The sequence below is a fragment of the Geotalea sp. SG265 genome (genome assembly GCF_022808985.1).
Lineage (GTDB): Bacteria > Desulfobacterota > Desulfuromonadia > Geobacterales > Geobacteraceae > Geotalea.
In genome coordinates this window covers 115,787-134,407 of record NZ_JAKZFT010000004.1, presented here as the reverse complement: position 1 = coordinate 134,407, position 18,621 = coordinate 115,787, and the positions used below count along the sequence as shown (strand labels likewise).

Sequence of the window (18,621 nt, the reverse complement as noted above, 5' to 3'; positions counted from 1 at the left end):
AGCACATTTGATACTATGCTTGAAGGGAGAAGGCCGTGAATCGTAGATGGACCTGTTTCTGGCTTGTCTGCTGTTCGGTGTTCCTCGCCTATCTTCCCGATCTGCGCAACGGGCTGCTGGCCTGGGACGACGCAGGTTACATTCTTGAAAACAGCAATATTCACTCCTTCTCTTTAGCGACAGTCCATTGGGCGTTCACTTCATTTTATCTGAATTACTGGGCTCCGCTCACCTGGTTATCGCTGGCATTCGATTACTCCCTCTGGGGGGGCAATCCGGTCGGGTACCACCTCGTCAATAACATCCTCCATGCGCTCAGTGCCGGAACCTTCTTTTTGATTTGTCACCGCTTAATGATGGTATATGACGGAGCGTTGCCAAAGGGATCCCGGGGGCGTTTTTCCGTTCTGAATCCTCTGTGGTGTGCGGCGCTGGCAGCGCTACTTTTTGCCATACACCCTCTCAGGGTTGAATCGGTGGCTTGGGCTACGGAGCGGAAAGATGTCCTGAGTTTATTCTTCGGGCTCATGGCAATCCTTTTTTACTTGCGGTATGCCTGTGGATGCGGTTCACTCCAGGCTCGGTGGCCGCAAAACAACAACGTCCTACTTCGTGATTACTCGTTGTCTCTGCTGTTTTTTACCTTCTCCCTGTGCAGCAAGTCGCTGCTGGTTACGCTGCCGGTTGTGCTGCTGGTGCTGGACTGGTTCCCACTCAAGAGGATTGCCTCTTCAGGCATCCGAGCAATCGTGCTGGAGAAGGTCCCTTTTTTCCTGCTGGCAGCCGCGGTTGCCCTGCTTACCATGGCCGCACAGGCAAATGCAATCGAGCCTATCGATGGGCAGACGAGAGTGCTGAATGCCTTCGCGTCCATTGCGGCCTACCTGAGACTTACGGCGTGGCCTTCAGGGATAAGCCCCTTTTATGTGCATCCATTCAATATCCCCGGTATGACGTGGGCATATTTCCTGCCGATCGCTCTGTTCATAGTGATCACTGCCTCCTGCATGCAGCTGACGAAGCGTCTACCGGTTGTCATGGCGTGCTGGTTGATCTACTTGGTAACCCTGCTGCCTTTTCTCGGCCTTACGCAACAGGTTGGGGCGCAGGCCATGGCGGGAAGGTTTACCTATCTTGCCGGACTTCCCCTGGCGTTACTGTTTTCCTTGGGAATCAATGCCCTCTTCGCTTCCTTCGGCGCCTCCAGAGCTGCCCGTATTGCCTTCCTGGCTGCTATGGCCGTGCTGGTCCTGACAAACGCATATTTGACGGTGAGGGAGATTGCCTTCTGGAAAGATGATGTGACGCTCTGGACCAGGGTCATCGAACTGAGCCCTAGTACAGGACGAGCTTACTTTCAGCGCAGTCACGCCTACTACCTGCAGCACAACTATCAAAGATCCCTGGCTGACCTTGACAAGGCTATCACCATTGCCGCAAGCAAACAATATCGAGCCATGCACGAACTTTATCAAAAACGTGGCATCATTCATGGCGATATGGGAGATCTTGTAACTGCTGTAGAGGATTATACCAAGGCGCTGGAAACCGCAAAGGCAGACAAGCGTTCAGAGATTCTCTATGCACGGGGATCGGCGTATCAAAAAATGGGTCGGGACGACTTGGCGAACGGGGACTTCAGGTTGTCCCGCATGGCAATTAAGGAAACGGGTGGCGGTAATGGCTCACTCTGATTTCGCTAAGGATAACTTAACTACCGGCGCTGTGCTTGTCGCAGCGGCGGTAGTGCTTATGGTAACGCTTGCCATTTTTTCAGGAGTTTTGCAGGCTGATTTTGTGATGTGGGATGATGATCTCCTCATCACTGGTAATCATAATCTCACCGACAACAGCATATGGTGGGTTTTTACCGATGTCGACTCAATGCAGCGCTACAATCCGCTGACATTTCTCGCCTGGTCAATCACCTACCATCTCACCGGCTTCGATCCCTGTTGGTTCCATTTCGGCAACTGGCTGCTCCATGGTCTGAGTGCCGTCTTGCTTTACCTTGTATTGCGGGATCTGTTGATCATCGCTGCCCATAAGAATCTACTTGTTAGGTTCACTTCTTTTTCGCGAGAGCTTGCCGCTGGGGCCGGCGCCCTGTTGTGGGCTCTTCATCCCCTACGTGTCGAGCCTGTTGCTTGGGCAACGGATCGAACCTATTGCCAGGCGATGTTTTTTCTCATCGGGGCACTCCTTTTCTATGTGAAGGCACATGACATAAGTCCCCGGAAGTACCGCCTTTTTATGCTACTTTCGCTGTTTTGCTATATCTGCTCTCTGCTATCCTATCCACTGGGTATTACTTTTTTCGTTGTGTTCTTGCTGCTCGATATCTTTCTGTTACGGCGGGCTGAGTTTTTCTGTCCCGCCACGAGATATGCAGCACTCAAAGAGGCCTTACGGGAAAAGCTGATCTTCGTGCTTCCCGCTGTCGCCTTTGCTGCAGTTGCTGTGTTGGTACGCTATCATTCCAATGCCATCTGGGACCCGCCAGTGCCACTTTCGCAGTTCGGCCTGATTGATCGCATCATGCAGTCTTTTTACGTCTGGTCCTATTACCTCTGGAAACCCTTTTACCCGGTGAAGTTGGCCCCCATTTATACGGCACTGCTTTCATTCGATCCCTATTCACCACCTTTCGAACTCGGCGTTGCATTGATAGTGGGAGTTTCCGCGCTCTGCTTCTTTCTCCGTAAACGCTGGCCATTTCTCTTTGGCGTGTGGCTTTGCTATCTGGTGCTGCAGGTCCCTTTTCTCGGGATTTTTGAACATCCACATTTTCCAGTAGACCGGTATTCCCTGCTTTCATCCCTGTGCTTTTCCGTGCTGGCAAGCGTGGTCTTAGTGCGCCTTGTGGCCATGCTCAGCCCATTGCCGGTTTTTGGCGGTATGTCTATTGTACTGGTATTATTTGCATGGTTATCATTCAAGCAAGTTATGGTTTGGAAAAACAGTGAAACCCTTTTTACCCACACAATCCAAACCCTTGGCGATGATCCCTACAGGGTGCAGATCATGGGTAGACTTGCCACCTATTACTATCAGATCGGCCAAACGGAGCGGGCCATCGAGACACTGAAAACATTGCTCAACGTCAAGCCGACCAGCTATAAAGCCAACAATCAGTTGGCTTCGATTTACTGTGCCAAGGGACAATTCGCCGCCGCATTGCCCCATTATGAAAAGATGCTTAACCAGGACCCCGATAACCCGCAAGCCCATTACGATTACGGCGTTGCACTCCGAAAGCTCGACAGAACGGCAGAAGCTGAACAGCAGTTTCGGCTTGCTCAATCATTTGGGAAATAGGCGGTACGGCGAAATGGTAGGCCAATGTTTTGCGGCAAAGCGTGTAGTTCAATCGTTTGACGCTCAGTACGCGTGTTCATTGATCTGATTCCATAGCAGTACCATGCAATAGGGGACAAAGGGCATTTAACCCTGGCATGGCCACAAGGTAACGGTTTCGTGATGGCAGAAAATAATTTTAAACAAGGAAAGTTGCATGCCGCCTTACCGCTTGTCTTAGCTGTAGTGGTTCTTATTGTTACGATGGTAACCTTTTCAGAGGTTTTGAAAGCTGATTTTGTCATGTGGGACGACGATCTGGATATCCTCGGCAACAAAAAACTGACAAACAGCAGCCTTTGGTGGGTGTTTACAGACGTAGACTCGATGCAACGGTATAATCCCTTCACGTTTCTTGCCTGGTCACTTACCTACCATCTTACCGGCTTCGATCCATTTTGGTTTCATTTCGGCAACTGGCTCCTCCATGGTTTGAGTGCCGTTTTGCTGTATCTTGTATTGCGGGATCTGCTGATCATTGCTGCCCATAAGAATCCACTTGCTGGGCACAACGCTTGTTCTAGAGAGTTTGCCGCTGTGGCCGGTGCCCTGTTGTGGGCCCTTCATCCCCTGCGGGTCGAATCTGTTGTGTGGGCAGCTGCTAGATCATACTGCCAGGCTATTTTTTTCATCCTTGGCACACTTCTCTGCTACTTGAGGGCACAGCAGGCGGTTAATCTTCAGCAGTTCCGTCTGTACATGGCACTGTCGCTGGTTTGCTACATCTCGTCTTTGTTGTCGTACCCGGTTGGCATCACGCTTTTTGCAGTGTTTTTCCTGCTCGACATCTTTCTGTTACGCCCAAAGGTCTTTTCTTTTGCTGTCTCGAAAGGGGCTAAGGCTAAGGTAAAGCAGGTCTTGCGGGGGAAACTGATTTTTGTGCTTTCTGCTTTTGCGTTTGCTGTCGTTGCTGTGGTAGTCAGGCATCGTGCAATGGGTATATGGGGGGCACCTGTGCCACTTTCGCAGTTCGGCCTTCTTGATCGCGTCATGCAGTCATTTTATGTCTGGTCCTATTACCTTTGGAAACCTTTTTACCCGGTGAAACTCGCCCCCATCTATACGACTCTGCTCGCATTTGATCCCCTTTCTTTACCGTTCCTGTTGGGAGTTTTTCTTGTTGCAGGAATTTCCGCGCTCTGCTTGTTTCTTCGTAAGCGCTGGCCATTTCTCCTTGGCGTGTGGATCTGCTACCTGGTGCTGCAAGTCCCTTTTCTCGGAATATTCGAACATCCCCATTTTACAGTAGATCGGTATTCCCTTCTTTCATCCCTGTGCTTTTCCGTGCTGGCAAGTGTGGTATTAGTGCGCCTTGTATCCATGCTCAGGCCATTGCCGGTTTTCTGCGGTATGTCAGTTGTACTGGTAGTGCTTGCATGGCTATCATTCAAGCAGGTGGCAGTTTGGCGAAACAGTGAAACCCTATTTACCCACACAATCCAGACTCTTGGCGATGATCCCTACCGGGCGCAGATTATGGGTAGGCTCGCCACCTATTATTACCAGATCGGCCAAACGGAAAGATCCATCGATACCTTAAAAAAGCTGCTCGTGATCAAGCCGAAGAGTTATAAAGCCAACAGCCAATTGGCTTCTATTTATTGTGCCAAGGGACAATTTGCAGCCGCGTTGCCCCATTATGAAAAGATGCTGGCCCAGGAACCCGATAACCCTCAAGCCCATTATGACTACGGAGTTGCCCTCAAAAAGCTCGGGAGACAGGTAGAAGCAGGTCAGCAGTTTCATATGGTGGAATTATTGAGGCAATAACCCAATCCGATCGATATCCAGGTGATCTTTTGAAAATGCTCGTTTCCAAGTGTGCAAGTGCATGGTAGTGTACCGGTGCTAAGTATAATAATTCCCGTCTATAATGAACAAGAGACCCTGCTCATATTGCTGCAGCGCGTGGCCGCTGTGCAGCTCGACAAGGAAATTCTTGTCATTAACGACGGCTCGACCGATGCAACCCGTGAGATTCTGGAGGCATTCGAGTCGAAGCCTGGTTTTACAGTGATTAATCATGAGCATAACTATGGCAAAGGTCATGCAATTCGAACCGCACTTGCTATGGCGAGAGGGGATTTTGTCGTCATTCAGGATGCCGACCTGGAATACGATCCCCAAGATCTTGTCAAAATGGTCAGGCTTTTGTCGGCAAGGAGCACACAAGTGGTCTATGGCTCGCGCCGGCTGAATGCAGACAATAAAAAGCATTCGGGGCTTTGTTATTTTCTCGGTGGGGTGTTGGTAACCTATGTCAGTCGCTGGCTCTATGGATTGAAAATCACCGATGAGGCTACCTGTTACAAGATGTTTGACACAAATCTGCTCAAATCATTGCACTTGTCCTGTGAACGGTTTGAATTCTGCCCCGAGGTAACGGCAAAGCTGGCAAAACGGAAGATTCATATCGCGGAGGTGCCGATTTCATATTTTCCCCGGAGCAAGAAAGAAGGAAAGAAGATTGGCTGGCGCGATGCTGTAGAGGCTGTATGGACATTATTCAAATTCAAGGTGCGCAATTAAGCCCATGAAAGTGTTGCTTGTTAACCCTCCACTGAGACGTATGGTTTCGGCGAATGTCCCAGCTTTTGTTGAAAAAGAAAGGGGTACTTATCCCCCCCTGGGGCTTCTTTATATAGCCGCGTATCTTCGCGAGCGGGGGCCGGTGGGGATTGAGGTGCAGGTTCTTGATACAGTGCTCATGAATCTCACCGACCAACAGATTGAGGAGCATGTACGTGAGGCAAATCCCGATGTGATTGGAGTCCAGACGCTGACATTCACGCTGCTGGATTCACTAAGCCTGGTGCAGATTGCCAAAAAAGTTAATCCACATATCACTACGGTGCTTGGAGGCAGACATTGTGATCATTATCCCGTCGAAACGCTTTGTCATCCCGGAGTTGATTTTGTGGTGACCGGAGAAGGCGAAGTCACCATGACGTGCCTTGTAGAGCACCTGAATGATTTAGATATTCTCAAGGATATGCCGGGGTTGACATTTCGCTACGGAGATCGGATCGTTAACAATCCCGGCATACCCATCGAAAAGCTTGACGAGCTACCCTTTCCCGCACGTGACATGACACCGTATGGGGAGTACCGGTTTCTCCTGGCAAAAGATGCCGTTTTCACGACACTGGTTACCAGTCGTGGCTGCCCGTATCGTTGTTCTTTTTGCGACGAAGGACATCATAAATTCCGTGCTTTCTCTGCCCAACGGGTTGTGGAGGAAATCCTCGACTGCAGACGACGTCTAGGCATTCGGCAATTTTTCATATTCGACTCGACTTTCACCGTTGACAGGCAACGGGTGCTTGATATCTGTGCGCTACTTCTGGAACATAAAGTCGACGTATCTTTTGATATTCGCAGCAGAATCGATCTAATGGATGATGAGATGTTGCATGCGCTTAAGCAGGCAGGATGCAGCCGCATACAGTATGGTGTCGAATCGGGAAATAATGGTATCCTTGCAGCCATTGGCAAGAATATTACTGTGGAGCAAGTGCGCCAGGTTGTGCATAAAACCAGAACATACGGTTTCGAGATTCTCTGTGACTTTATGATTGGGCTGCCGGGGGAGACTGCACGGGAAGTGGAGGATACGATCCGGCTTGCCCTTGAACTGCCGATAAACTATGCGCAGTTTGCCATCACCACTCCCTATCCGGGGACGGCACTTTATAGATACGGTATGGAAAAAGGGCTGTTCGGCGATTACTGGGGTGTGTTCAGTCGTGATCCTTCTGAAGAATTCCGAGCTCATCTTTGGGAAGAATCTCTCGACCGCAAACAACTTACCGATTTGATGATGCAGGCGTACGAGAGGTTTTATTTCCGGCCGGCGTACATTGTCCAAGAGTTGAGAAATATGAACAGCCTTTCGGAGATCTACCACAAAATTAAGGCGGGATTACGCCTTGCATTCTGTTCCGTCAAAGAGCGCATGTGAAAAGCCGTATGGACTGGACCAGTTAATTGGCTATCGTGTAACTGGAGGTGAAGGTGCCTGCTGAGCATACTGAAGAGCAATCGACTGGCATTGTTGTGAATGGCAGGTTGCTTTTCATTGTTTTTTTCGTGCTGATTCATTTGATGATTGCTTCGCAGGTATACTGGCTGTCCAAGGATATCTTGCTGGGGGATGGTTCCAGTTCGGAGATGACTATTCCCCTGCGCTATCCGACGATGCGAATACCACCGACACCAATTGCCTTGCAGCATCAGGCCCAGGGAAGATTGTGCGCTGATTTCGCACAAATTTATTTCCCTTCCCAGCAGGTGAAAGCACTGAAAGATGCCTATGCAATAGAAACTACAATCGATCCCTGGAATAGGCCCTCCAGATACCCACCGCTCATTCATTTCATCAGTGCCTATACCTTATGCCTGTTACCCTATGGACAAGCCAGTTTTGTACATCTTGCGGTACAGGCGATTCTTTTCATTGGCAGCTTCATCTTCGTCTTTTTTGTTCTGAAAATCACGAGATACCTGTTGCCGGCGCTGCTGTTGCTAGATATATCTTTGTTCCTAACACCGGTCGGACTTTCTTTTTTTGAACGCGGGCAGTTTACGCTCTACGTGGGGCTTTGTTATCTGTGGTTGATGCTGGCGCTCGTTACTGGGAAATGGCGCTATGTGGTGGTGTCGGCGCTATTTGGTTTTGTCAAATGGACGGCATTTCCATTTGCCTTTGTTGCCTGTGCAGTCTCCCTGTTGACTGCCAGGAACATCCCGGAACTAAAGCAAAGGGGGATGATCAGTGTATTGTTTTTTATCTCCATTCTGCTGATGTTGCTGATGCTGCCTAATTGTGCTGTAAGTTTCCTACAGGGACTGTTCAAGCAGGAAGCGGAATTGACTTTGATGGCTATGGGGAACGCACTTGTCAGGATAGTGCCGTTGTATGTAGTGAAATCAGTCCCATTGGTTCTGATGGCCATTGGTTTTTCAAATCGATTCAGCGGCAGGCAATTCCCGTATCTATCACCGTTCTTTGCTGGTGCGGCGACCATACTGGTAACGTATCCGACGTTTGCATTCGACTACAGCGTCCCATACTTGACGGCGTTTATCCCGTTTATAATCTATTGGGCTGCACTGCCGGGAATAGATTACATTACCGGATGGAGCACCCAAATTCTCTTTTACGGCTTTTTGTTGTTGGCATCATTTGCCTATTTTATTTTTGACGGTTCTGAAACGGCCGTAATCATGACATACCTCATTGTCGGCATGGTGCTGATGGGTGTGCCCTTTGCTGTGAAGTTGAGACCGCCAATATTGGAAAATTCCCTCCTCGGGTAGCTGGCGGCCTCGTGCTTATGGCATGGCGGAGGGGGTGTCGTGGAATGTAGGGGGTAGGGAGAACCAGTTATGGTATGGCAGGACTAACTATTTAAAAAATTTCAGCTTCCACAGACCGATGAGACTCATGCGGAGCAGTTTGAAGCCATGTTTGAATCGTTCTATCTTGACGTCACCATAGGTTCGCATACGGTAGTGCACGGGGACCTCGACAATTTTCAGGTTTCGTTTCGCAGCACCGAATAACAGGTCAAAATCTCCGAAGGGGTCAAGCTCTCCGAAAAAAAAACGATTACTCTTGATCTTTTCATAGTCTCGTCGAAACAAAACTTTTGTGCCGCACAGGGTATCTTTGATCGGTTGCCCCAAGAGCCAACTGAAGACAATGCTGAAGAATTTGTTGCCAAGCAGGTTCAGCGTCCGCATCGCTTCTTTTTCCATCTGGTAGACGAGCCGACTGCCGTTGATGAACTCACCCTTGCCGGAGGCGATGGCATGGTAGAACCTGGGGAGTTCCTCTGGAGGGACGGTCAAGTCTGCATCGAGTATCATCAGAACTTCGCCTGTTGCAGCTTCAAAGCCTTTGCGGACCGCATCTCCTTTGCCAAGCGGCAGCATCTTGTCAGGGCGGTGCTCTGAAGAAGCCCTTGCCTCTTCAGAGGTTTGATGAATGAGACGAATATGTTTCACTCCTTCGTATTTGCTGATCATCTCCTCGATTTTTTCAACGGTTCCGTCGGTAGATTCGCCATCGACAAAAATGATTTCTGTGTCTGCCCCCATCATCGGGATGCGCTCTACAGCATTCTCGATATTTTCCCGCTCGTTCCGGCACGGGACTATTACCGAGACACGGTAATGGGGAATGGTTTCCGTTTTACACGATGTCTGTCTTTTCGCTACCAGGTACTGCACCATGCAGAGCCTTTGCAAAAAAGGTAGAGGTGCTAAATACCGGTTGACCATTTCTGAGATGACGGGAACGTAGATCGGCAGCAACAGATAGGTGCCACGTTTGACCACCTCGAAACTGTTCTGGCTCAATGCATATGCCATGTCCGACGGAGACAGCCAGTTCTGGTAATCTTGGGGCATTTTCATTCCCAGTCGTTCCCCGGCCTTGAGGAGTGGCTCCCAAAGGTAATTATAGTAGGTGATGATGACACGGGAATTAGGGTCAGTAACCTTGTGAAGTTCGTGCATGACTTGCCAGACATCGCTGACTTCACCGAGCAGATCTGAGAGAATGACATAGTCGAATGGTTCGTGCATTTGCAGACATTCTGCATTATCACATACAAATTTCAGGTCTTGGAACTGCTTCGCTGCAATATCGAGCATTTTTTTGCTGAAATCTATGCCGATCCCTTCGCCTGGAGCTACACCAGCTAATAGCTCACCAGTACCGCAGCCAACTTCTAGTACTTTTCTGCCAGGTGGGATCAGGGAAACCATCAGCCTTTCTAACTTGTGATAGTAATACCAGTTTTGGGCTCGCCATCTGCCACGGGCAGAGGAGAGCTGGTCAAAAAGGAATTGCTTTTTTTTCAAGCTGCTATCCATACTGGTCCTGGTTCTACAGGGAAGGTCCGCCATGGTAACTGGACGGGAAAAATTGACATGACCTAGGGGGTTATGTTTAAATGGCCGAATTCATTATTGACGCATAAAATAATGCCTCCGTCAATCCCTAAGTGATGCAGTTAACCGGGTGTCTATAAACGCTGCATCACTTGTCGATATAGCCAGGAAATCCAGTACGAATGCACCCGACAGCTATTCTCCCCGCTGTTCATGATAATGTAAGAAGGAATTCAATAATGGAGGTAGCCAAATGAAACTTGATCAGACGCTATTCTGGATTGCCGTTGGGCTGTACGGTGTCAGTACGTTTAGCTACATATTCGGACTGATTGCCAAACAGGAAAAACTCTTTACTTTTGGCCTGTTCAGCGTTTTGGCTGGTTTTGTGCCTCATGTGGCAGTAATCGTACTCCGGTGGATGGCGACGGGAATAACTCCTTTTATTTCTGTCGCCGAGTCGATAACCTTGGGCATATTCATGGCGCTGCTCATCTACCTGATTCTGCAGTTTACGACGAAAAAATTTCAGCCCCTGGGTGTGCTTGTGATGCCTGTCTCCTTTGTCATGATGGGGTGGGCGGGAACAATGTTGAAAGAAGTTGCTGCCACCCTTGCTCCGGCACTGCAGAGCGGTTGGATTTGGGTGCATATTGTCGGGGCATCGATCGGCTTTGCATCGGTGCTTATTGCTGCAGGGTTGGGGCTTTTATACCTTTTGAAGGAGAAGAATTCCGGTGGAGTTCTGGAAAAATTGCCTGACTTGCAGGGACTGGATGATCTTTCCTATCGATTCATAGCCGGTGGGTTCATTTTCTTTGGCCTGATGATGATTTCCGGGTGCTTCTGGGCCAACCAGGTGAAGGGTAACTACTGGAATTGGGACCCGGTGGAAGTCTGGTCGCTTGTCACCTGGCTGATATACGGCATCTACCTGCATCTACGGATAACCTTCGGCTGGCGTGGCAAGAAACTCGCCTGGTATGCATTGGTGGCATTGGTTGCAATGATTGTTAGTTATTGGGGGATTCCTTTCTCAGTAGAGACGTTCCATGCCGGATTCAGGATTGAACACTGATTGATTGGAGGGAGAGTTTAGGTAATGAGAAAAATTGTCTTGATTGCCATGGTTGTCGTATTGCCGTTGTCAGGTGTGGCACATGCCTTGCCTGGTTATATGAGAGATACAAAAGCTGGAATAGCCAGTACATCGGACGGTATGGTCCCCGCTGGTGTGCAAGCGCCAAGCAATGAGGCGGGTCCTAAAGGGATGGCGGGTGCCATTCAGAAGGCCCATCTTCCCGGTTACCCCAAAATGACCATAGGGCAGGCTTTCGGCAAATATGGCTATCTGGAAAACAAAGAATGGCGTGAGACGAGAGCGGCAAACGGTGATGTTTTCATTGATTTTACCGGTTACGCACCTACCCGGTGGTTTGACTTCAAGATGAAACGGGCAGGTATTTCTGCCCGTGGCTTGGAAGTGAAGTTTGTCGTTCACCCTGACGGCGCATACGAAGTCGGGATGGTCTCAAGCGTTGAAGTTCGCAGTAACGGAAGCGTTTACCGTACTCCCCGGGCAGATATAAAAAATGTCCTCGATGCAATCTATGGTAATCAGAGATTGAAGCGTTAGATTCTTCTTTGGTGGGCTGTCTTCCGAAAGGTATCGTAATGAAACTTGCTATCATCAAACCCCCTCTTCCCTTTGGCTGGGCTCCCATTGCCCCGCCGATACTGGAATACCTGGCGGCGCTGACCAGAAAGGCCGATCCCTACATTGAGATCGAACTGATCAATACCAGTGCGACTCCCGAGGCAATCGACCGGCTCCAGTGTGATCTGGCCAGCATCAGCATCCTGACGCCGACAGCCGTACCTGGATACCGCATTGCGGAAAAACTGCGGGCACGGGGCATCAAGGTCGTCTTCGGCGGCATGCACGCTTCCGCCATGCCTGAAGAAGCCAAACAGCATGGCGATGCGGTTGTCGTCGGGGAAGCGGAATCGGTCTGGCCGCAGGTATTACAGGATTTCCGCGCCGGACGGCTGAAGCCTTTTTATCACGGCGAGCATATCCCCCTGGATGATATGCCGACACCGCTATATGGCTTGCTGAAAGGGAAGGAGCAGTTTCGCGTCGTCAGTACGTCCAGGGGATGCCCCTACAACTGCACCTTTTGCTCGGTGAAGCCGTTCATGGGTGCCGAGATCCGTTTTCGTCCAATTGAACATGTGGTCAGGGACGTGGCTGCCATTCCGGAAAAGATGTACATCAACGGTGACGAGAACATATGGTGGGAGGGATTCGAGCAGCGCGCCATCGATATGTTCACGGCTCTCAAGGGGAGCGGCAAGAAATGGATGGGGTTCGGCAGCCTTAGGCCGGTGCTTTCGCCGGCAGGTTCACGCATGTTGAACGCCGCCCGCGAATGTGGCATGCTGACTGCCTGGGTGGGATGGGAGGCGATCTCCGACGACAGCCTGAAGGCCTACAAGGCCACGGGAAAGGTGGGGGTGGACCGCGAGCGGGCCATCAAGACCCTGAAAGATCACGGCATCGACGTTTCCATCTTTTATATGCTCGGCAGCCGGGAGGATACCCTTGACGACTTCAAACGGTCGGTGGAGTTGTGCGACCGGTTGGGAGTGAGCATGCACCCCTCCCTGGTCGTCCCCTATCCGGGGACGGAACTGGCGAAACAATACGAGCCCTATATGTACAAGGACCTGGGTTGGGAATATTACACCGGCGCCTTCGCCCTCTTCGATCATCCCGACCCGGCCATGACGGCCGAGGTGCGTGAAGAATTGTTTCACAAGACCTTTCTCGAACTGCTGAGCCTGCCGAGGATTTTCCGGCACATGTTCAGGATTCCCCTGGCCGGTTTTCCCCATGCACACATCATCTCCCTGATGTCCCAGCTGCCCATCAGAAAAGGGGTAAAGATCGCCTATGAGGAATGGAAAAAGAAACGGGGCGAGGTCCGGGAGAAGCGGAGCAGGGAAACGCGCTGATGCTTCTGACCATAGTGTCTCCCCAGTTTCCATTCTCAGGGCGCGTGCCCCTGGTCCCCCCCATCCTTGAGTACCTCGCCGCCCTGACCGGACGTGATGCCCCCGATGTGGATGTGACCCTCATCGATGCCAATCAGCAGGATATTTCCCCCGCAGATATCGCTTCCAACCTGGTTGCCCTAAGTGTCATGACGGCAACGGCACCCTGGGTCTATGCCTTTGCCGATGAGTGTCGCCGGGAGGGCAAGCAGGTTATCCTCGGCGGCATCCATGTATCGGCTCTGCCCGAGGAAGCCGCGTGCCATGCGGATGCTGTGGTGATCGGCGAGGCGGAGTCAGTATGGCGGGATGTCCTTGATGACGCCAGGCGCGGGGTGCTGAAAAAATTCTATCGGGGGGAGAGGCTGCCGCTGGAAGGGCTGCCAAAGCCGGTTGACGGCAAACTGAAAGGGAACTACCACTTCCGGGCTTTTTTCACCATGCGTGGCTGTCCCTATCGGTGCACCTTCTGCTCGGTGAGGAGGTTTTTCGGCGATACCATCCGTTACCGCCCCATCTCCGAAGTTGCCGAGGAGATTGAGGCGTGTGCCGGAAAAGTATGGTTCAACGGTGATGACAACATCTGGGGTGGTGACCTGAACCGCAGTATTGAGCTGTTCCAGGAGCTATCCAGTGGATCACGCAAGCACTGGTACGGGTTCGGCGATTTGCGGGCCATTCAGGACGCTGCTGGCGAACGTATGTTGAAGGCTGCCCGTGACAGTGGCCTTTTTTCCGTCTGGGTGGGCTGGGAGAATGACGAGGCCCAACTTTCCACGTTCAAGGCTGGCGGCAAGCAGGGGAAAGACAGAATTTCCGCTGTAAGGAAGATGCAGGATGCGGGCATAGACGTGGTGCTGTTTGTGGTCCTTGGGGGGAGGCAGGATACACTGGACGGTTTCAAAAGAACCCTGGAATTGTCGGAGCGACTCAAGGTGGGAATACATCCGGTTTTGCTGACCCCGCTTCCAGGGACCGAGTTGTTCGAGGAATACCAAGAGTTTCTGCTGCCTGGTATGGGGTGGGAATGCTTTACCGGCGTGCGCGCCGTTTTCGAGCACCCCGATCCCGCCATGTCGGCCCGTAACCGTGAAGAGCAGTATCACCGCTTGAATCAGGAGTTATTCCGTCTGGACAGGGTATTACGGCGGATTTCCCACATACCACGTTCCGGATTTCCCATGACCCATTTCCTGTCGCTTATGATGCAGTTGCCCATGAAGAAGGCCCTTGGCAAAGCATATCAAGACTGGCGCTCCAATAATTCCCTGTCCTGAACCCCTGCCTGCCGCAACATTGTTTCCTTTCAGCTATGTGTCCTTTTTTGTCGTATCTTTTTCCGACTGAAGGCCGGCGGGATGGTCGGAGAGTTTCTGCTTTTTCGCTTCTTCCACGTACCATTCCAATGGGCGCTCCGTCTGGTCTTTAAAGGCGTTCAAGGACCTATCCCGCTCGTGGGCCGCCTCCGCGCTCGCCTGGGACACCAGGATCTCATCGACGACTTGTGGACACGAGGCCACGGAGCCGGGGCGGGCGTCGATCTCCTCACGGACCGCAGGCTGTTCCACCTTTGGGTCTTTGGCAAAGCGCATCTTCAGATCGATTGAGAAATTGGTATAGGCTTCCAGCATGCGGAAGATGGTGGAGTCTCCCATGGGGCCCATGGTGCGATCTTCGTCGGGGAGGGGGGAAACCTTGCCGTTCTCCAGCTTTGCCCGACCAACCATTTCACAGCCGGTACCGTTATCGGTGGTATAGCCCAGGTTGTCCGTGATTACCGCCAGGACGGTCGGCACGTTTGCCAGGTCCCAGTGGGCCAAGAGCCCTACCTCACCATCGGGCAGCGGGGAAAGATCGTCGATGTTCATGGCCAGCACCCGTGACCAGGGAGGAACCGGGCGGGTGCGTTGACGGGGGGGGAGCCCTTTGACGTGGCGGCGCAGGGCATCATCGAAGAGGTTGGTTGCGGTTTCAGCTTCGCCCAGCACGTTGACGCAGTGGGTTTCAGGGATGTCGAGAATCTCTTTGACCATGGCGTAATAGTCGTCGCGGGTGACGACGCCGAAGCGGCCACGATAGCCGCCACCATCGCAGACCCGGCTTCCCGGAGGAAGTTTGAATTTTATCTTTTTCCGCCGACAGGACTGGAAGAAGTAGACATAGGCTGCGGTAGCCCCTATCAGCGCCACCGGCACGCCACTCGCTTCCGACTCGCGCAGTGCCTTGAGCAGGTTCTTCACATCGATGCCGGTCTTTCCCAGGAGGAACATGCTGTCGGAGGTGCCGAAGGCCTGCCGGGTCTGGTCCATGCCAATGGCCATCCCCATGGATGGCGCCATTTCCGGACTTGGGGCGAGGATAAGGATACGGCAGCGTTTTCCCTCCTCGAAGTCTGGAAAAAGATACGATCCGGTCATCATCCTGTTGGCGCCGAAGACGAGTCGCTTGCCGTCTTCGTCTCGGAAAATGCGGCCACGTTGGGTTAGACTGGTCGTGCCTCCCGTGAGACAGGCCATTACAGATTGTTCCAGTGGGAAGGATGCAACCAGGTGGGTCTTGAAAACATCATTGTAAACCATCGGGACGTCCTGCCAGCGGCTGACGTCACCCGGTTTCACCTTTTTGGCGTCGCAAAATTCCCTGAAGATGGCGTTGTTCGCATATTGCAGCGCAAACAGTTGCATGGAGTAATCATTGAACTGTTCATCGGAGAGGTCGGCGTCTACTCCCGCTTCGATAAAACCGAGTATTTCTTCAGTGAGGCGATGGGTTACCGTGATATCAGTGGCCATAAGAAATGCGCTCCTGTAAAAGGACGTGCTGCCAGACGTTGGAAAACTGTGCTAGCAATGTTTGAGCCAATAAAGGTACAGTCTGAGGTGCCGGAATCACGGCCCCCCGTGTCGGGGGTGGGTGGGGTCTGCTTATTTCTTTTGCAGTGATGCACAAGAAAACAGCGTCAGTGCGACCTTTATCTATGACAGGAATAGTACCGCAGGGATGTAAGGGCCGTCAAGGAATAACCCTGGCGGCGAGGCAATAGAAGGGGGATGGCAAAGATTAAAAAATAAAATTGTGCGGATACGTCATTTGTGCGATAATCCGAGCGCTTCAATAACCTAAATTACCTCCCCTGACAGGTTGCTTGTAAATCAAAGGGTTGGGCAGAGAAACTACCTTGGCGAGCGTTAAAAAATCCCTTGTCGTTTTCAATGGCTTCGTCCATGACTTTGCAGCGGGCTACTGGCTGGCGGCCATAATCGCCATTGTGGTACTCCATGATATCCATGGAAAGGAACCATCGGTAACTGCCATACTGAATCATGTCGAGCACCTCTTTTTCTGGCAGAGTGTGACGGCCGGCATCGTCATCATGGCGACAGGCTCGGGGCGGACCTTCACCTATGTGGACAATTATTATGGGGCCGACTCGGAAAGGATGCGCCGCCGCATGCTCCTGGCAAAGCATATCGTTCTGTTCATCGGCTTCGGCATCGGCTACTGGTTCGCTTTCGGCATGACCTTTCACTGATAGGGCAGCCTTCGATACTTTTGGCGCCAGTTGCCCCGGTCGAACGGTCATTTCACTACCGGCCAATAAAAACTCGGACCTGGTCAGGCTAAGTCTTTAATAATACGTAGGAAACGTCCCTTCGTCGCTGCCTTTTAATGGGCATGAAAATTGCTGCCTTTTGTGATTTCGGGTATTTAGCCTCAAAGGAGTTCTCAATGACAGTAAAACGGGTGGCACTCATCACTCCGCCTTACCATTCAGGGGTTGTTGAGTCTGCAGGCACCTGGCTTAATGTGGGTTTCGTCTATGTAGCAGGTTCCTTGCGGGCACAGGGCTACGAAGTTGATTATTATGATGCCATGTCCCTGTGGCATAAATGGCCGGAGATACGGAAAAGAATCGAGGCATTCAAGCCCGATGTAGTTGCCACGACCGCCTATACCGCTTCCATAGTTCATGCTGTTGAACTTCTCAGCCTGGCCAAAAGCATCAACCCTGAGGTTGTTACCGTCGTTGGCAATGTCCACGCGACGTTTTGTTATGAGGAACTGCTCTCCGCCGACCATGACGTGATCGACTACGTGGTGCGTGGGGAAGGGGAGGTGACGCTGCCTGCCCTGCTCAACTGCCTGAATGCCGGCGGTGATCCTGCGACGGTTTCCGGTCTGGCTTTCTATGCCGGTGGTGGTGTAGTTGCTACGGCAAAGGCTCCCTACATACAGGACCTGGATTCACTTCCCGCGGCATGGGACCTGGTTGAATGGCCGATTTATTCCTACCGGGCCAAAAACAACGCTCGGCTGGCAATAGTTTCCTCATCGCGCGGCTGTCAGCAGAAATGTTCTTTCTGTTCACAGCAGCTCTTTTGGGCTCAGACCTGGCGGGCCAGAAGCCCTGAGAACTTCGTAGCCGAGCTGGAGATGCTTAACCGCAAGTACGGTGTGGAAGTGGCGATGCTTTCCGACGAGATTCCCACCTTCGACCGTGACCGTTGGGTGCGTATCCTCGATCTGATGATCGAGCGGCAGGTCAAGGTCAAACTTCTCATGGAGACCCGGGTTGACGATATTCTCCGCGATGCCGACATCATGGACAAGTACCGCACTGCGGGGGTCGAACACATTTATGTGGGGGTCGAGGCCGGCTCCCAGGAAACACTGGATCTTTTCAAGAAGGACACCAAGGTCGAGCAGTCAAAACAAGCTATCGACATCATCAACAAAGCCGACATCGTTTCGGAGACATCATTCGTACTGGGCATGCCCGAGGACACTCCCGAGTCCATCGCAGCCACCATAGAGCTGGCCAAGCATTACAATCCTGACATGGCCTTTTTCCTTGCCATTGCGCCCTGGCCATATGCGGAGCTTTATCCGCAGCTGGAAAAATATGTCGTCACCAAGGACTACCGCAAGTACAACCTGGTAGAACCGGTTTTGAAGCCGACCAGGATGACGGTGGAAGAGTTGGAAAGGGAACTGGGAAAGGCAGCCCAGAAGTTCTACATGCACAAATTCCAGAATCTGAATAAGCTAAGCGGCTGGAAAAAGGATTTCATGCTGGCGGTTCTGGACATCTTCATCAACCACTCCTATCTGGCCGGACAGATCAAGACGGCCATGAAGGAAGGTAAGGAGATGCCGCCGGAGGTGAAGGCGCTGATTAAGACGGTCAAGGGACATAAGGCTGGCATGAGTAACCTTATTGCACCTATTCCCTGACGGGCCCGGGATGTATCGACCTCCTCGGCTGAACCGCTGATGCCCATATCGTCCAATAAAAATGGGGCTGTG

At 51.7% G+C, this 18,621-nt stretch carries 14 protein-coding genes; 12 read left to right on the top strand and 2 right to left on the bottom strand.

Annotated elements, in window-relative coordinates:
* The first annotated feature begins 35 nt into the window (after positions 1–35).
* The 6 genes from ML541_RS06445 (at position 36) to ML541_RS06420 (ending at position 8,676) form a co-directional block, all read left to right on the top strand.
* Positions 36–1,694, top strand: a complete 1,659-nt coding sequence (locus ML541_RS06445; RefSeq protein WP_243371773.1) for a hypothetical protein — start codon at positions 36–38, stop codon at positions 1,692–1,694.
* Positions 1,681–3,318: a tetratricopeptide repeat protein gene (locus ML541_RS06440; protein WP_243371772.1), complete on the top strand. Its 1,638-nt coding sequence runs from the start codon at positions 1,681–1,683 to the stop codon at positions 3,316–3,318. Before ML541_RS06445 ends, ML541_RS06440 begins: the two co-directional genes overlap by 14 nt.
* A 162-nt stretch (positions 3,319–3,480) precedes the next feature.
* On the top strand, positions 3,481–5,127 hold the full coding sequence (locus ML541_RS06435) for a tetratricopeptide repeat protein (RefSeq protein WP_243371986.1): 1,647 nt from the start codon (positions 3,481–3,483) through the stop codon (positions 5,125–5,127).
* Positions 5,128–5,178: 51 nt separating this feature from the next.
* Positions 5,179–5,886: a glycosyltransferase family 2 protein gene (locus ML541_RS06430; RefSeq protein WP_347710785.1), complete on the top strand. Its 708-nt coding sequence runs from the start codon at positions 5,179–5,181 to the stop codon at positions 5,884–5,886.
* A 4-nt stretch (positions 5,887–5,890) separates the two neighbouring features.
* Entirely contained in the window at positions 5,891–7,318 is a 1,428-nt protein-coding gene (locus ML541_RS06425) for a radical SAM protein (RefSeq protein WP_243371770.1), read from the top strand.
* A gap of 53 nt (positions 7,319–7,371) precedes the next feature.
* Positions 7,372–8,676 (top strand): hypothetical protein, encoded by a 1,305-nt coding sequence (locus ML541_RS06420; protein WP_243371769.1) that lies wholly within the window; start codon positions 7,372–7,374, stop codon positions 8,674–8,676.
* Between the two features lie 87 nt (positions 8,677–8,763).
* On the opposite strand, the gene ML541_RS06415 is transcribed toward ML541_RS06420, so the two are convergent.
* On the bottom strand, positions 8,764–10,239 hold the full coding sequence (locus tag ML541_RS06415; protein WP_243371768.1) for a glycosyltransferase: 1,476 nt from the start codon (positions 10,237–10,239) through the stop codon (positions 8,764–8,766).
* A gap of 271 nt (positions 10,240–10,510) precedes the next feature.
* On the opposite strand from ML541_RS06415, the gene ccsA reads away from it, so the two are divergent.
* From ccsA to ML541_RS06395, 4 genes are read left to right on the top strand one after another with little or no spacing between them, the layout of a single operon-like run.
* Positions 10,511–11,335, top strand: coding sequence for a cytochrome c biogenesis protein CcsA (gene ccsA, locus ML541_RS06410; RefSeq protein WP_243371767.1), 825 nt, complete (start codon positions 10,511–10,513; stop codon positions 11,333–11,335).
* Between the two features lie 24 nt (positions 11,336–11,359).
* Positions 11,360–11,893 (top strand): hypothetical protein, encoded by a 534-nt coding sequence (locus ML541_RS06405; RefSeq protein WP_243371766.1) that lies wholly within the window; start codon positions 11,360–11,362, stop codon positions 11,891–11,893.
* A 38-nt stretch (positions 11,894–11,931) separates the two neighbouring features.
* Positions 11,932–13,275: a radical SAM protein gene (locus ML541_RS06400; protein ID WP_243371765.1), complete on the top strand. Its 1,344-nt coding sequence runs from the start codon at positions 11,932–11,934 to the stop codon at positions 13,273–13,275.
* Positions 13,221–14,591 (top strand): radical SAM protein, encoded by a 1,371-nt coding sequence (locus ML541_RS06395; RefSeq protein WP_243371764.1) that lies wholly within the window; start codon positions 13,221–13,223, stop codon positions 14,589–14,591. The genes ML541_RS06400 and ML541_RS06395 overlap by 55 nt, the downstream gene beginning before the upstream one ends.
* Positions 14,592–14,624: 33 nt before the next feature.
* Here the strand turns inward: ML541_RS06395 and ML541_RS06390 are convergent, their stop codons facing one another.
* Complete coding sequence (locus ML541_RS06390; protein ID WP_243371763.1) at positions 14,625–16,106, bottom strand: acyl-protein synthetase; 1,482 nt, start codon at positions 16,104–16,106, stop codon at positions 14,625–14,627.
* Positions 16,107–16,492: 386 nt separating this feature from the next.
* On the opposite strand from ML541_RS06390, the gene ML541_RS06385 reads away from it, so the two are divergent.
* On the top strand, positions 16,493–16,846 hold the full coding sequence (locus ML541_RS06385) for a hypothetical protein (RefSeq protein WP_243371762.1): 354 nt from the start codon (positions 16,493–16,495) through the stop codon (positions 16,844–16,846).
* 197 nt (positions 16,847–17,043) lie between these two features.
* Complete coding sequence (locus tag ML541_RS06380; RefSeq protein WP_243371761.1) at positions 17,044–18,549, top strand: cobalamin-dependent protein; 1,506 nt, start codon at positions 17,044–17,046, stop codon at positions 18,547–18,549.
* Positions 18,550–18,621 lie beyond the last annotated feature (72 nt).